This is a genomic window from Nakamurella lactea DSM 19367 (assembly GCF_000426645.1).
Lineage (GTDB): Bacteria > Actinomycetota > Actinomycetes > Mycobacteriales > Nakamurellaceae > Nakamurella > Nakamurella lactea.
Genome location: NZ_KE384551.1, coordinates 115389 through 130368, shown reverse-complemented (window position 1 = coordinate 130368; position 14980 = coordinate 115389). Strand labels below are relative to the sequence as shown.

Annotated in this window: 11 protein-coding genes, 1 pseudogene and 1 riboswitch; of the genes and pseudogenes, 11 read left to right on the top strand and 1 reads right to left on the bottom strand. The window is 69.6% G+C overall.

The window, feature by feature from the left end; genetic code table 11:
* Window positions 1-52 precede the first annotated feature (52 nt).
* Complete coding sequence (locus K340_RS0125795) at window positions 53-595, bottom strand: hypothetical protein (RefSeq protein ID WP_211229642.1); 543 nt, start codon at window positions 593-595, stop codon at window positions 53-55.
* Window positions 596-887: 292 nt separating this feature from the next.
* Between K340_RS0125795 and K340_RS33465 the strand changes: the two genes are divergently transcribed.
* The 11 genes and pseudogenes from K340_RS33465 to K340_RS36345 all read left to right on the top strand — a co-directional run.
* Window positions 888-2114, top strand: a complete 1227-nt coding sequence (locus tag K340_RS33465) for a mannosyltransferase (protein ID WP_161632192.1) — start codon at window positions 888-890, stop codon at window positions 2112-2114.
* A gap of 4 nt (window positions 2115-2118) precedes the next feature.
* A riboswitch (TPP riboswitch) is annotated at window positions 2119-2227 on the top strand.
* A gap of 30 nt (window positions 2228-2257) precedes the next feature.
* Entirely contained in the window at window positions 2258-3550 is a 1293-nt protein-coding gene (locus K340_RS33460) for a thiamine ABC transporter substrate-binding protein (RefSeq protein WP_084615020.1), read from the top strand.
* A gap of 11 nt (window positions 3551-3561) precedes the next feature.
* Entirely contained in the window at window positions 3562-5367 is a 1806-nt protein-coding gene (locus K340_RS33455; RefSeq protein WP_084615018.1) for an ABC transporter permease, read from the top strand.
* Window positions 5368-6453 (top strand): ABC transporter ATP-binding protein, encoded by a 1086-nt coding sequence (locus tag K340_RS33450; RefSeq protein ID WP_084615016.1) that lies wholly within the window; start codon window positions 5368-5370, stop codon window positions 6451-6453. It abuts the gene before it with no gap.
* Window positions 6450-7334 (top strand): (deoxy)nucleoside triphosphate pyrophosphohydrolase, encoded by an 885-nt coding sequence (locus K340_RS36815; protein ID WP_281170767.1) that lies wholly within the window; start codon window positions 6450-6452, stop codon window positions 7332-7334. Before K340_RS33450 ends, K340_RS36815 begins: the two co-directional genes overlap by 4 nt.
* 206 nt (window positions 7335-7540) lie before the next feature.
* The gene (locus tag K340_RS33445) at window positions 7541-8551 is read left to right on the top strand and encodes an ABC transporter substrate-binding protein (RefSeq protein WP_051267677.1); all 1011 of its coding nucleotides are present in this window, start codon (window positions 7541-7543) and stop codon (window positions 8549-8551) included.
* Window positions 8552-8635: 84 nt separating this feature from the next.
* Complete coding sequence (locus tag K340_RS0125760) at window positions 8636-9430, top strand: amino acid ABC transporter permease (protein ID WP_051267676.1); 795 nt, start codon at window positions 8636-8638, stop codon at window positions 9428-9430.
* Window positions 9430-10266 (top strand): amino acid ABC transporter ATP-binding protein, encoded by an 837-nt coding sequence (locus K340_RS33440; RefSeq protein WP_051267675.1) that lies wholly within the window; start codon window positions 9430-9432, stop codon window positions 10264-10266. Before K340_RS0125760 ends, K340_RS33440 begins: the two co-directional genes overlap by 1 nt.
* 370 nt (window positions 10267-10636) lie before the next feature.
* Window positions 10637-12496 carry a translational GTPase TypA gene (typA, locus tag K340_RS0125750; protein ID WP_029138805.1) on the top strand — a complete coding sequence of 620 codons (1860 nt, stop codon included), beginning with the start codon at window positions 10637-10639 and terminating at the stop codon, window positions 12494-12496.
* Window positions 12497-12536: 40 nt separating this feature from the next.
* A complete protein-coding gene (locus K340_RS0125745; RefSeq protein WP_154674489.1) occupies window positions 12537-14396 on the top strand; it encodes an ABC transporter substrate-binding protein in 1860 nt (619 codons plus the stop codon).
* 122 nt (window positions 14397-14518) lie between these two features.
* Window positions 14519-14980: pseudogene (locus K340_RS36345) on the top strand (hypothetical protein); the annotation flags it as partial.

Here is a 14980-nt window from a genome sequence, read left to right as displayed (position 1 = left end):
CGACTGCTCGGTTGACGACGCGGGGAGGACCTCAGCCCTCAGCCCTCAGCCGTCAGCCGATGGCAGACCGCAGGTAGTCCTCGATCCGTTCGTCATCCCAGCCTTGTGACTCGCGCAACCCGACGGCGAGCATCGCCAGATACGGCCGGGTTGGCGGAGTGTGCGGGACTGCGGCCGAGCCGTGCGGCGCGGTGAACGTGTACATCGGCAGGCCGTCGCGGGCGCCGACCTCGATCAGCGTCTCGTACCGACCGGGACCGGCGGAGTGCCGGCCACCGGCGAAGCCGTCGATCAGCACCTGCTCGATCGGATCCGCCGGATCCGGGAGCCGGTGCATCTCCTGGGCCGCGACGTCGGCGAACTGTCCGACGGTGATCAGGTAGGCGCGGGCGGGAGCGGGCCCGTTCGCGTCGTGGTCGTAGAAGGCCATCCCGCCGCCCCAGGTTCGTGACCGCCCCGCGAAGTAGATCCGACCGGGCAGCTCGACGGCCGCGTCGTCCGTCGGTGCGGTGGAGTCCCTGGCGCCGGGGTAGCTGCGCCGCGCGCCGTCCGGCCGACCACCGGCCAGGTAGTGGGTGAATCGCGCCCGGCACATGTTGGAGCCGTAGCTGACGTACCAGATCCGGCTCGGCTTCCCCGGCGATCGGTTTCCCGTCGATCCCGTCTGTGCGGATCCCGTCCGTGGCGATCCCGTTCTCGGCGACCGGGTCCCTGGCGATCGCGTCCCCGGCGATCCCGTCTGCGGTGCCGCGGACGCCGAATCGTCGCGCGCCGAATCGTCGCAATGGGTCACGACGTCGACCGTATCGGGCCACGGTGTCGCTACGCTCTGGCTGTTCGACCCGCCGTGATCACCCCGACCGGCGGACGGCCGAGAAGGAGTGCGCGTGCTGAAGCGGTACCTGGCATCGTCCTGGGCGCCCTGGGTGTTCCTGGTGCTGACCGCAGTCGCCCACGTGCTGGTCACGCTGGCCGGCGCCGACCCGTTCAAGATGGTCGACCTGAAGGTCTATGTCGACGGCGCCCACCACTTGTTCGACGGCACCCTCTACGACTTCTTCTCCGAGCCGCTGCACCTGCCGTTCACCTATCCGCCGTTCTCCGCGCTGCTGTTCGGGCTGATCTCCTGGCTGCCATGGACTCTGCTGCGGATCCTGTGGCAGGCCGCGTCGTTCGGCGCCGTGGCGCTGATGATCCACGCCACCCTGCGGCTGCTCGGCCGAACCGGGAAGGGCGCGCCCAACCCGATGCAGAACGTCCGCGGAATCGTCATCACCGGCACCGCGCTGGCGATCTGGCTGGAGCCGGTGCGCACCACCTTCAACTACGGACAGATCAACCTGTTCCTGGCGGCGCTGCTGCTGGCCGGCGCGGCGTCGGCCAAGGAGTGGTTCGCCGGCGGCTCGGTCGGCATCGCGGCCGGCATCAAGCTGGTGCCGGCCATCACCGGGCTCTACTACCTGCTGCAACGTCGCTGGACCGCGGTGATCGCCGCGTTCGCCGCGTTCGCGGTGACCGTCGTCATCGCGTTGATCTTCCTTCCCAGCGAGACCGTCCGGTTCTACACCGAGCTGATGCTCGATCCCGGCCGGACCGGACCGGTCTGGTCGGCGATCAATCAGTCCTGGCGTGGGACGCTTGCCCGACTCGCCGGCCACGACGTGTCCACGGGCTGGGTCATCGCCTCCCTGGTGACGGTGGTGATCGGGGTGGCAGCGACCTGGTGGTCGCTGCGGGCCGGGGACCGGACCGGCTCATTCCTGGCGGTGCAGTTCATCGGGCTGCTGGTATCGCCGATCTCCTGGTCGCACCATTGGGTGTGGGTGCTGCCGCTGCTGCTGTGGGCGTTCTTCGGACCGCATCGTCGTCGGCCGCTGGCCTGGCTGTTGGCGGCCGGCTGGCTGGCCGCGACCTGCAGCTACGTCGTCTCGATCCTGATCGCCTGGCAGTACGAGGGTGAGCCGGCCAGTCGGCCCGGCCTGCATTCCTGGTTGGGTACCGCGTACGTGCTGATGGGCATGCTCACCCTGGTCGTGTTGGCCGTGCTCAACCGACGCCCGCTGCCGCTGCAGGACGGCGAGACGCTGTCGTCGCGCCCGGCGGCGACCGCGTAGGCTGACGCCTGACACGGGAGTCCGGTGCGCCGGGCTGAGAGAGGGACACGGAGTCCCTGACCGTCGAACCTGACCCGGATCATGCCGGCGCAGGGACGTCCTCTTGCCACCCGTGCCTGAGCCCGCGAGGGAAGGGGCACCCCATGCAGAACCGCTCATCCAGACACCGATCCGGTCGCCGCGCGGCGGCCGGATTGGCCGCCACCACCGCTCTGCTGACCGTGCTCGCCGGCTGCGGCAGCGACGCCGCCGGCGGGCAGACCCCCGGGCCGGCGGCCGGCGCCGACAGCTCGGCCGCCACGACCGCCGGTGGGGGTTCGACCGGCGCCGGGTCGAGCGCGGGATCGAGCAGTGCCGCGACCGGCAGTGCCGCGACAGGCAGTGCCGCGACAGGCAGTGCCGCGACAGGCAGTGCCGCGACAGGCGGTGCCGCGACGGGCGGCACGGTGACACTGGTGACGCACGACTCGTTCAACATGGACAAGAAGGTGCTGGCGAAGTTCCAGACCGACACCGGCATCACGCTGAAGATTCTGGCCCAGGGCGACGCCGGCGCGATGGTGAACAAGCTGGTGCTGACGAAGGACGCGCCGCTGGGCGACGTGGTGTTCGGCATCGACAACACCTTCGCCTCGCGGGCGCTGGACGCCGGGGTGCTGCAGCCTTACGCCCCGCCCGCGGCGCACAACGGCGCCGACAAGTACTCGATCGGTGGCGGCTCGAGCGACGACCAGAACCGGCTCACCGCAGTGGATTACGGCGACGTGTGCGTGAACGTCGACCACACCTGGTTCGCGAACAAGAAGCTCGCCGAGCCCAAGACCTATGAGGATCTGGCCAAGCCCGAGTACAAGGACCTGCTGGTCGTCCCGTCGCCCGCCACCAGCTCGCCGGGTCTGGCCTTTCTGCTCGGCACCATCGCGCATTTCGGCGGCGGCGACTCGACAGACGCCGGCGACGGCAGCGGCTGGCAGCAGTACTGGACCGCGTTGAAGACCAACGGCGTGAAGGTCACCGCCGGCTGGGAGGACGCTTACAGCGTCGACTTCTCCGGTTCGTCGGGCAAGGGGGCCAGGCCGTTGGTCCTTTCCTATGCGTCGTCACCCCCGTTCGAGGTCAAGCCGGGCGAGACGAAGGCGCCGACCGGAGCGCTGCTGGACACCTGTTTCCGGCAGGTCGAGTACACCGGGGTGCTGGCCGGCGCGGCCAATCCGGAGAGGGCGAAGAAGGTAGTGGATTTCCTGCTGTCCAAGGAGTTCCAGGCGGCGATGCCGGACCAGATGTACGTCTATCCGGTGGATGACGACGTGGCGCTGCCGAAGAACTGGCAGCAGTTCGCCCCGGCGGCGAAGGACCCGGCCTCGCTGCCGGCGGACCAGATCGCCGCGCACCGTGACCAGTGGATCCAGACCTGGACCGACCTGGTCGAGGGCTGAGCGGAACTCCGATGGCAGTCGCCGACCCGATTGAGCGGCCCGCCGACCCGATTGAGCGGCCCGCCGACCCGATTGAGCGGCCCGCCGACCCGATCGAGCGGCCCGCCGAGCTGATCGAGCGGCCCGCCGGGCTGATCGAGCGGCCCGCCGATCGGGCCTTGGCGGTCGGTCGCCGGGTCGGGCTGGTGCTGCTGGCCGCGGTGCCGCTGGTCGCGCTGGGACTGTTCTTCTGCTACCCGGTGGTCGCCTTGATCGGCCGGGGACTGTGGTCGGACAGCGGCCTGGACCTGGGCGCGTTCGCCGACGTCTTCGGCCGGTCCCGGATGCGTTCGCTGGTGGTGTTCACCATCTGGCAGGCGGCGGTCTCGGCCGGGCTGTGTCTGCTGCTCGGCATACCGGGGGCATATCTGTTGTACCGCTGCCGGTTCCGCGGTCAGGCGGTGCTCCGGGCGTTGGTCACCGTGCCGTTCGTGCTGCCGACGGTGGTGGTCGGGCTGGCCTTTCGGACGTTGTTCGCCGCCGACGGCCCGCTCGGCTCGTGGGGCTGGGACGGCTCGCTGGCGGTGGTGCTGGCCGCACACGTGTTCCTCAACTACGCGGTGGTGGTCCGCACGGTCGGGGCCACCTGGGCCGTCCTGGACGAGCGGCCGGCGCAGGCCGCCAGGAGTCTGGGAGCCGGCGGCGTCCGCACTTTTCTCACCGTCACCGTTCCGGCACTCGGACCGGCCATTGCCGGAGCAGCGGCGATGGTGTTCCTGTTCTGCGCCACCAGCTTCGGGGTGATGCTGATCCTCGGCGGGTCGAAGTTCCGCACCCTGGAGACGGAGATCTACCGGCAGACCACCGACATCTTCGACCTGCGCACCGCCGCGGTGCTCTCGATCACCCAGATCGTGCTGGTGACCGGGGTGCTGGTGCTGACCGGACTGTTGCGGCGCAGGGCCGAGGCCAGGCTGTCGCTGACCGGCGCCCGGGCCGGCAGCCGGCGGCTCGGGCGGGAGGCGCTGCCGGCGCTGCTGGTGACCGCCGCCGTCGGGGTGGCGTTCCTGGCGCCGATGCTGGTGATGGTGCTCCGATCGCTGCAGACACCGACCGGTTGGGGGCTGGGCAACTACCGCGCGCTGGCCACCCTTGGCGAGGACAACCTGATGCTGGTGCCGGTGACGGACGCGTTGGTGAATTCGTTGCGGGCGGCGGCGATCGCCGCCGCCCTGGCCGTACTGGTCGGCGTCGCTCTCTGCGTGGTACTGGCCCGTCGGCCGCGGAACCGCGGCGTGGGACGGATTCTGGGCGCCGTCGACACGGTGATGATGCTGCCGTTGGGGGTCTCGGCGGTGACCGTCGGCTTCGGCTTCCTGATCGCGTTGGACCGGCCGCCGTTGGACCTGCGCGGCTCGGCGCTGCTGGTGCCGATCGCCCAGGCCATGGTCGCGCTACCGTTGGTGGTGCGGATGGTGCTGCCGGTGCTACGGGCCGCCGACGACCGGTTGCGGCAGGCGGCCGCCACCCTCGGGGCGCCGCCGCTGCGGGTGTGGACGGGCGTCGACCTGCCGCTGATGGCCAGGGCATTGGCCGGTGCCGCTGCGTTCGCCTTCGCGGTCTCGCTCGGCGAGTTCGGGGCGACGAGTTTCCTGGCGCGTCCGCAGACACCGACCCTGCCGGTGGTGATCGTCCGGCTGATCAGCCGCCCGGGCGCCGCGAACACCGGCACCGCGCTGGCCGCCGCGACCGTGCTGGCACTGGCTTGCGCGCTGGTGATGGTCGCGGTGGATACTCTCGCCGGAGCCCGCAACGCCGCCCGGATCGGAGGCTTCTAGATGCTCTCGCTGACGGATGTCCGGGTGACCTACGTGGGCGCCCGGGGGAGCGACCCGGTTACCGCGGTCGACGGCGTCGAGCTGGACCTGGCCGACGGGCAGGTGCTGGCGCTGCTCGGGCCGTCCGGCTGCGGTAAATCGACGTTGTTGCGCGCGATCGCCGGGCTGGAGCCGCTGAGCGGCGGCCGGATCTGCTGGGACGACACCGATCTCGCGCGGATCCCGGTGCACCGCAGGCACTTCGGTCTGATGTTCCAGGACGGGGTGCTGTTCCCGCATCGCACGGTGGCCGGCAACATCGGCTACGGACTGCGCCAGCTGGGTCTGGCCCCGGCCCGGCGTCGGCACCGGGTCGATGAACTGCTGGAACTGGTCGGTCTACCGGGGCTGGGCGGCCGTCGGGTCACCGAGCTGTCCGGAGGGCAACAGCAAAGGGTGGCGCTGGCTAGGGCGCTGGCCCCGCAGCCGCGGCTGTTGTTGCTGGACGAGCCGCTGGCCGCCCTGGACACCGCGTTGCGCTCCCGGTTGCTCACTGACTTGCGCACGGTGTTGACCCGGACCCACAGCACCGCGCTGTACGTGACCCACGACCAGGGCGAGGCATTCGCGATCGCCGACCGGGTCGCGCTGATGAACGAGGGCCGGATCCGCCAGGTCGGTAGCCCGTCCGACGTGTGGCGGGAACCGGCTGACGAGTGGGTGGCCCGATTCGTCGGCTACACCACGGTGCTGCCGGTCGGTCACGGCGTACCCGGCCTGCCCGATGGCCCGATCGCGCTCCGGCCGCCCGCGTTGGTGGTGGATCCGGACGGCCGGCTGGCCGGCCGGGTACTCGAGGCCCGGCCGGCGCCGGATACCGTCCGGCTCACCGTCGAGCTGCCCGGATCCGGTGCGGTCCAAGCGATCTCGGGTACGTTGCCGGCCGTTGGTGCGACCGTCCGGCTGGCCGTCGACCTGTCGGCCACCGCCCCGTTGCCGGCCGGCAGCGCGAAGGCGCCGGATCATCATGCGCAGGACGATCAGGCGCCGGACGATCAGGCACCGCAGCATCACGCATCGCTCACATCGGGCACAGTGAACCGGTGACCCTGATTCGCGCCGCCGCGGTGATCGACGCCGCCGAACCGGCGGTGATCCGTGCTCTGGCGACGGGCGACACCTGGCGCCGCACTGCCCGAGCAGTCGGCGGCCGGCTGGCCGGGCCGAGCGGGGCGCTGCGGACCGGCGACACCATGACGTTCACCGGATCGGGGCCACTGCGGCCCGGTCGGCAGTTCGCCGTCAGCATCAGCGACGCCGGGCTGCCGGAATTGCGGGGTGTCGCCGGCCGCACGGCCGGTCGTTCGGTGCGGGCCGGCCGCTCGTCCGGCCGGACCGGCGACCCGGCCGGTGACGGCGGGACCAGCATCACCCTGCACACCAGCCGGACCGGGGCTGGCGTGCTCACCCGGTTGGACTACCGGACCGGGGGTTCGGCGTTGAGCAGCGCGCTGACCAGGCGCCGGGTGCTGCTGGCGGCGCAGACCCTGCTGGGCATCGCCACCCTGGTGGCCCGCGAACCGCTGGTGGTGGTCGCCGGTGCGTTGCTGGGCAGCGACGAGCGCGCCCGTCCGACGGTGCTGGCCGCACTGCGTCCTGGTCAGGGACAGTGCGAGGATCACCGGCCCGCCGGTTGGGAGCTACCCGGAGGGAAGGTGGAGCTCGGCGAGTCCGAGTTTGCCGCACTGGCCAGGGAAATGGACGAGGAACTGGGAATCGCGGTATCGGTCGGCGGCCGGATCGGCCCCGACGTCGACCTAGGCAGCGGGATGGTGCTGCGGGCCTTCCGGGTGACCTCGGACGAGGTGCCGACGGTTCGCGAGCACCAGGAATTCCGTGCGCTGACGGCCGACGAGTTGGACACCGTCGACTGGCTGCCGGCCGACCGCGACCTGCTGCCGGCGCTCCGCGACTTGCTCCGTGGCTGAGCCGACCAGCGAAGCGAGGACACGAAGACCCGCGCCGAAGCAGCCGGGTATCGCGCCAGCAGTCGAGCGCCAGAGGCGCACCAAAAGCTACAGCCGTAGCGCAATCGTCATCTTCGAAATACGCCCGGCGTGGCAGGATGCGACCACACGGATACCTGCGTGCTGTTGGTCCGTTCGGGCCAACCCGACCTGTACTGGGAGTCATCGTGATAGTTGCATCCACCCGTTCGGCGGCGCCCCGCCGCACCTTCGCGCTGCGTAGTGGCGCGGTCGCGATCGGTGCGGTCGCGCTGCTCGCGCTCGGCGCCTGCGGGAGCGCCGACAAGACCGCGGACAGCGCCTCCAGCGCGATCACGGCTGCGGCCAGCGGCGCCGAGTCGATGGCGTCAGCGGCCACCAGCGCCGCCGGTTCGATGGCCTCGGAGGCCACCAGCGCGGCCGGTTCGATGGCGTCCGGCGCCACCAGCGCCGCCGGTGCGGCAATGGATCAGGCGGCCATCGACGCGGCCAAGAAGACGCTCATCGATCCCAGCAAGCTCACCGTCTGCACCACGCTGCCGTTCGAGCCGTTCGAGTCGAAGAAGGGCGGTGAGGTGGTCGGCTTCGACATCGATCTCGTCGACTTCATCTCGGCCGAACTCGGCGTTCAGACGAGCATCATCGACACCCCGTTCGAGGGCATCAAGTCCGGCGAGGCGAACAACAGCGGCAAGTGCGACCTCTCCGCCGCCGGCATGTCCATCACCGCTGAGCGGCAGAAGGTGATGACCTTCTCCGATCCGTACTTCTCGGCGAACTTCTCGCTGGTGGTGCCCACGGCCAGCACGGTGACCAAGATCGAGGACCTCAAGGGCAAGAAGGTCGGTGGGCAGGCCAGCACCACCGGCCTCGACTGGCTGAACGAGAACAAGGACAAGTACGGCTACGAGGTCGTCGAGTACACCGGGTTCGACCTGCAGAGCCAGGCCATTCTCACCGGCCAGGTGGACGCGGTCTTCAATGACGTTCCGGTACTGAAGAAGCTGGTCGACGACAACGCTTCCACCGTGAAGATCGTGCAGACCGTCGACACCGGCGATCAGTACGGCTTCGGGCTGAAGCTGGGCAACGAGGCCCTGGCGACCGTCGTGAACGGTGTGCTGTCGGATATCAAGGCAGACGGCAGGTACAACGAGAGCTACAAGAAGTGGTTCGGTACGGACGCTCCGAAGAATTGATCGCCTGCGGTCGCCCCGCTCGGTGCACCCGGGCGGGGCGACCTTCGGCGTACGACCCGCAACTCTGAACCCCTCGGAGCGACCATGGCGTTGACCCGCACGCAGCGGAAGCGGATGTTCCGCGGTATCCAGTACCTCATCGGGCTGGTCGTCGTGGTGATCGTGGCGCTGCTCATCGACTGGCCGGTGTTCGTCAAGGCGTGGTTCAACCTCGACATCGCGTGGCAGATGTTCCCCGACGTGCTCGCCACCGGTCTGGTCAACACGCTGTTGTACACAGCACTGGGATTCACCTTCGGTATCGCCCTCGCGATCGTCCTGGCCCTGATGCGGCTGAGCTCGATCAAGGTCTATCGGGCGGTGGCGATGGCCTACATCGAGTTGTTCCGCGGCCTGCCTGCCCTGGCCGTGCTGGTGATCATCGCCTACGGACTGCCGCGCGCCTTTCCCGGTTTCAAGTTTCCCGGCGACACCCTGGGTCAGGTGGCGGTCGGCCTCGGGGTGACCGCAGCGGCCTACATGGCCGAGACGTTGCGGGCCGGCATCCAGGCCGTGCCCAAGGGTCAGGTCGAGGCGGCGCGGACGCTCGGCATGTCGCCTGGCCGGACGATGGTCACCATCGTGCTCCCGCAGGCGCTGCGGATCGTCATCCCGCCGCTGACGAACGAGATCATCCTGCTGGTCAAGGATTCGTCGTTGGTCTACATCCTCGGTGTCACCACCGACCAGTACGAACTCACCAAGTACGGGCAGAGCGCCATCAACGAGTTCGCCAGCGTTACCCCGTTGACGGTGATCGCGGTGCTCTACCTGTTCATCACCCTCCCGCTGTCCTGGTTGGTGCGCCGACTCGAGCGCCGTCACGCAAAGGCCCGCTGATGTCCTTGACCAAGAACCCGACACCCGCGCCGACCGGCGGTGGAGCCGCGGCGATCTCGATCCGCGGGCTGGTCAAGTCGTTCGGTCCGATCGAGGTGCTCAAGAACATCGACCTCGAGGTCGGCGCCGGCGAGGTGGTCTGCGTGATCGGGCCATCCGGTTCCGGCAAGTCGACGCTGCTGCGTTGCGTCAATCTGCTGGAGGAGCCGACCGCCGGCACCATCGTGGTCGGCGCTCACGAGATCACCGACCCGGACGTCGACATCGATCAGGCCCGGCGGCAGATCGGCATGGTGTTCCAACAGTTCAACCTGTTCGCGCACCTGTCGGTGCTGAAGAATCTGACGATCGCGCAGACCAAGGTGCTCAAGCGGCCGGTGGCGGAGGCCACCCGGGTCGCCATGGCGAACCTGGACCGGGTCGGGCTGGCGCACCGGGCGGACGCCTTCCCGGCCCAGCTGTCCGGCGGCCAACAACAACGCGTCGCGATCGCCCGCTCGCTGTCGATGGATCCGGAGCTGATGCTGTTCGACGAGCCGACTTCGGCGCTCGATCCCGAGCTGGTCGGCGAGGTGCTGGCGGTGATGAAGGGGTTGGCCAAGGAGGGGATGACGATGATGGTCGTCACCCACGAGATGGCTTTCGCCAAGGACGTCGCCGACCGGGTGGTCTTCATGGACGGCGGCTACATCGTCGAGGAAGGTACCCCCCAGCAGGTGATCGGCGACCCGCAGCACGAGCGGACGAAGAGCTTCCTGGCCAGGGTGCTGAACCCGACGGCGGTGCAGGAGGGCGATCAGTTCCCGGCACCCGACCAGAAAACGGAGCCGAAGTAGCGAAGCGAGGACAGGTGCGGCCGCGACGAAGGAGCGGTCGCGCCTGACCGCAGCCGAGCGCCCGTAGGCGACCAGATGACACAGCCGAGCGCCCGTAGGCGACCAGATGACACAGCCGAGCGCCCGTAGGCGACCAGATGACACAGCCGAGCGCCCGTAGGCGACCAGATGACTGAGAACCTGCTCACGTCAGACCCGATCGTTGCAGGTAAAGCGGGCCGGTACGGGTAGGTTTGCTCATTGGCAATGCCTACCTGGCTTCGCCGTGCCCGCACTCCGGGTGTCAGCACCCCGTAGTCAGCACCCCGCAGGTCAGCGCATGCCAGTGCCGGCCGAGCGCCGTCATCCGTCATCACCAGGAAGTTCATTCATGCCGATTCGTTCCGATCTCCGCAACGTCGCCATCGTCGCCCACGTCGACCATGGCAAGACGACGCTCGTCGACGCCATGCTCTGGCAGTCCGGCGCCTTCCGCGAAGGGTCGGCACACACCGACCGGGTGATGGACTCCGGCGACCTGGAGCGGGAAAAGGGCATCACCATCCTGGCAAAGAACACCGCGGTACACCGTCATACCCCCGATGGCGAGTTGATCATCAACATCGTCGACACCCCCGGCCACGCGGACTTCGGTGGCGAGGTGGAGCGGGCGTTGATGATGGTGGACGGCGTTGTGCTGCTGGTCGACGCCTCCGAGGGGCCGCTGCCGCAGACCCGGTTCGTGTTGCGCAAGGCGTTGCAGGCCCGGCTGCCGGTGGTGCTGGTGATCAACAAGACCGACCGGCCGGATGCCCGGATCGACGAGGTGGTGGACGAGACCTACGGGCTGTTCATCGACCTGGACGCCGATGACGAGCAGATCGAGTTCCCGATCGTCTACTGCGCCTCCCGGGCCGGCCGGGCCAGCCTGAACAAGCCGGCCAACGGCGAGATGCCCGACCACGAGAACCTCGACCCGCTGTTCGACGTGCTGCTGGAGGCGATTCCGGCCCCCAAGTACACCGAGGGCGCTCCGCTGCAGGCGCAGGTGACGAACATCGACGCCTCGCCGTTCCTCGGCCGGATCGGCATGTGCCGGGTGATCGAGGGCACGATCACCAAGGGTCAGCAGGTGGCCTGGATGAAGCTCGACGGCACCGTGGTGAAGACCAAGATCACCGAGCTGCTGATCACCGAGGCGCTGGACCGGGTGCCGGTGGAGTCGGCGTCCGCCGGCGACCTGATCGCGGTGGCCGGGATGGCCGACATCACCATCGGCGAGACCCTCGCGGACCCGGACAATCCGGTGGCCCTTGAGCCGATCCACGTCGACGAACCGGCCATCTCGATGACGGTCGGTATCAACACCTCGCCGCTGGCCGGCAAGGACGGCGGCAGCAAGCTGACCGCCCGTCAGGTGAAGAACCGGCTGGACAGCGAGCTGATCGGCAACGTCTCGATGCGGGTGCTGCCGACCGAGCGGCCGGACACCTGGGAGGTGCAGGGCCGCGGCGAGCTGGCGCTGGCCATCCTGGTGGAGACCATGCGCCGGGAGGGATTCGAATTGACCATCGGCAAGCCGCAGGTGGTGACCCGCGAGGTCGACGGCAAGAAGCAGGAGCCGTTCGAGCGGCTCACCGTCGACGTGCCCGAGGAGTATCTGGGCGCCGTCACCCAGCTGCTGGCGGTCCGCAAGGGCCGGATGGAGAACATGACGAACCACGGCACCGGCTGGATCCGGCTGGAGTTCCACGTGCCGTCCCGCGGCCTGATCGGCTTCCGCACCGACTTCCTCACCGACACCCGCGGCACCGGCATCGCCTCGGCGATCTTCGACGGTTACGGCCCGTGGGCCGGCGAGATGCGTTCCCGGGCAACGGGTTCGCTGGTCGCCGATCGGGCTGGCAAGGCCACCCCGTTCGCCATGTTCTCGCTGCAGGAGCGCGGCACCATGTTCGTCCCGCCGACCACCGATGTGTACGAGGGCATGATCGTCGGCGAGAACTCCCGGCAGGACGACATGGACGTGAACATCACCAAGGAGAAGAAGCTGACCAACATGCGTCAGTCCAGCGGTGACGAGCTGGTCCACCTGGTGCCGCCGCGGGCGCTGAGCCTGGAGCAGAGCCTGGAGTTCTGCAGCGACGACGAGTGTGTCGAGGTGACGCCGACCTCGGCCAGGATCCGCAAGCTGATCCTGAATGCGGGGGAGCGGGCCAGGGCCCGGTCGCGCTCGAAGAACGCCGGCTGACGCTCCGCGCCGGTCCGCCGGCACGCCATAGGGTGGGGCGGTGACGGAACGCCGTGCCGCCCGCCCGTGGCTTGATCAACGGGGCGGCATGCTCACCGGCCGGCGCCGGTTGCTGTTGCGTTCAGTGATCGCGGTCGCCGCGCTACTGGCCACCGGGTGCACGCCGCCCGGCCTGCCGGCCCCGCTGAGCCCGGAGCAGACGTCCGGTGGATCCACCGGTCACTCCGGCGTCGCCACCGTCACCGCCACCGGTCAGGCCACCGCCGGCTCGGTGACGATCGGCATCGACGGGCCGATCAGCGGCTTCAACCCCTATGCCGTCGCAGACTTCTCGCCGGCCGAGCGGACGGTCGCGTCGCTGGTGCTGCCGTCGGTCTCGACGGTGGCGGCCGACGGCACCGTCGGGCTGGACCGGCGCCTGGTGCGGTCGGCGACCGTCACCGACACCAATCCATTCACCGTGACCTACGACCTGGTCCGTGACGCCGCCTGGTCGGACGGCACCCCGGTAACCGCCGAGGACTTCCGATATCTGCACGAGCAGCTGGTGGCCGCCAACGGCACCGTCGGGGCCGCGCCGTACGCCTCGATCAATGAGATCCGCTCGCAGGACGCCGGCAAGAAGGTAGTGGTGGTGTTCAGCGCGCCGGTGCAGGACTGGCTGACGATGTTCTCGCCGTTGCTGCCGGCGCACATCCTCAAGGACGCGCCCGGCGGCTTCGCCGGTGGCCTGGCCGGCGGCGTGCCGGTGTCCGCCGGCCCCTATCGGCTGGACTCGGTGGACCGGGTGACCGGACTGATCACGTTGGTGCGCAACGACAAGTTCTGGGGCGAGCAGCCCGGACCGCAAACGGTGCAGTTGCGGGTCGGCACCGGCGCGGAGCTGGTATCTGCCCTGCAGCGCGGCGACGTGCAGGCGTTGTTGATCCGGCCGAACAGCGCGGCCGCCGACGAGCTGGCAACCGCGGTGCCGGCGGATCGGCGGATCGATGTGCCGGTGCCGGCCACCGTGCAGCTGGCGTTCGCCGGTGCCACCGCCACCGCCACCGCCAACGCCCCGGCCAACGCCACCGCCCCGGCCACTGCCACCGCTCCCGCCACCGATCCGGCGCCGGCCACCGACCCGGCGGCCGGCAGCGGCACCGCCACCCGGCCCGGGTCGTTGCCGGCCGTCCGCCGGGCGGTGGCCGCCGGATTGTCGAAGGAGGTGATCACCGACGCGCTGTCCGGCTCCCGCGTCGACGGCATGGCCGAGGTGACGTCGATGGTCCGGCTGCCGGCCGAGCCCGGATCGGCGACCGGCGCGGTGGATGGATCACCTGGGGTCTTCGGTGACGCGGCGACCGCCGCCGCCGAGCTGGCCTCGGCCGGCTATCTGGTCGACGGGTTGTATGCCACCAAAGACGGTGTGCCGCTGAGGCTTTCGCTGGGTTTCGCGACCGGTGACCCGCGGATCGCCGCCGCCGCGAAGCTGATCCAGCAGCAACTCGGCAGGGTCGGCATCGAGGTGGATCTGCTGGTGGACACGCCGGACGGTGTCGTCGCCCGGCTGACGACCGGCCAGATCGACATGGCCCTGCTGACGGTGCCAAGGGGTAGCTCGGACGCGGTGGCTGCGGCGTCACTGTTCGGTTGTCCGGTGCGGGACGGGGTTCTCGCCTCGAACCTGACCGGGTACTGCTCGACCTTCGTCCAGCCGACGCTGACAGCCGTACTGACCGGCGGGGGGACCGTGACCTCGCTCGACCCACAGTTGTGGCGCGACCTGCCGACGATTCCGCTGGGACAACCGGCGGCGGTGTTCGCCGTGGCGCCGGAGCTGACCTCGGTACTGGACGGGGCCGGGGCCGGCTGGTTGTGGACCGGACCGCTGAGCGGCGTGGCCGGCTGGCCGGCCTGATCGGTCGACCCGGTCGGGAACTTCGCTGCGTGGATCCGGTCACTCTTTGATCACGGTGCGACACTCGCGGGCGCCGCGGTGACATTCAAGAGGAGGTAAGCACACACAAGGAGGACTCATCCATGAGGACAACCCGGGCAGTAGCGGTCACTGCTCTCGTCGCCGCGACTGCGTTGGTGGTGGCCGCATGCGGCAGCACCGAGCAGCAGGGCGGCAGCAACACATCGGCGCCGAACACCGCCACCTCGGCGCCCGCCGCGCCCAGCGACACCGGCGCGACAGGCTCGGAGGGTGCGGGTACGTCCGGTGCCACCGGATCGTCCGCCGCCACCGCGACCGGCGGCGGCGCCGCTGCCAGCGGGGACAACGCCTGTGGCGTGCCGCACGGTCCGTACGACAAGCCGGCGACGACCGGCGGCTCGGTCAAGATTTCCTGGAACCAGCCGCTGTATTCGTTCAACACCAACAGCGGCCACGGCAACGCGACCGCGAACACCCAGCCGCTGTACCTGATGAACCAGGGCGGGTTCTTCTACTACAACGACAAGCTCGAGCTGGTGAACAACGACCAGTTCGGTACCTGC

Coding starts and splice junctions, on each gene's coding strand:
- K340_RS0125760 (WP_051267676.1), top strand. CDS start 8,636: ATGGCGTTGACCCGCACGCAGCGGAAGCGGATGTTCCGCGGTATCCAG.
- K340_RS33455 (WP_084615018.1), top strand. CDS start 3,562: ATGGCAGTCGCCGACCCGATTGAGCGGCCCGCCGACCCGATTGAGCGG.
- typA (WP_029138805.1), top strand. CDS start 10,637: ATGCCGATTCGTTCCGATCTCCGCAACGTCGCCATCGTCGCCCACGTC.
- K340_RS33450 (WP_084615016.1), top strand. CDS start 5,368: ATGCTCTCGCTGACGGATGTCCGGGTGACCTACGTGGGCGCCCGGGGG.
- K340_RS0125795 (WP_211229642.1), bottom strand. CDS start 595: ATGTGCCGGGCGCGATTCACCCACTACCTGGCCGGTGGTCGGCCGGAC.
- K340_RS33440 (WP_051267675.1), top strand. CDS start 9,430: ATGTCCTTGACCAAGAACCCGACACCCGCGCCGACCGGCGGTGGAGCC.
- K340_RS33460 (WP_084615020.1), top strand. CDS start 2,258: ATGCAGAACCGCTCATCCAGACACCGATCCGGTCGCCGCGCGGCGGCC.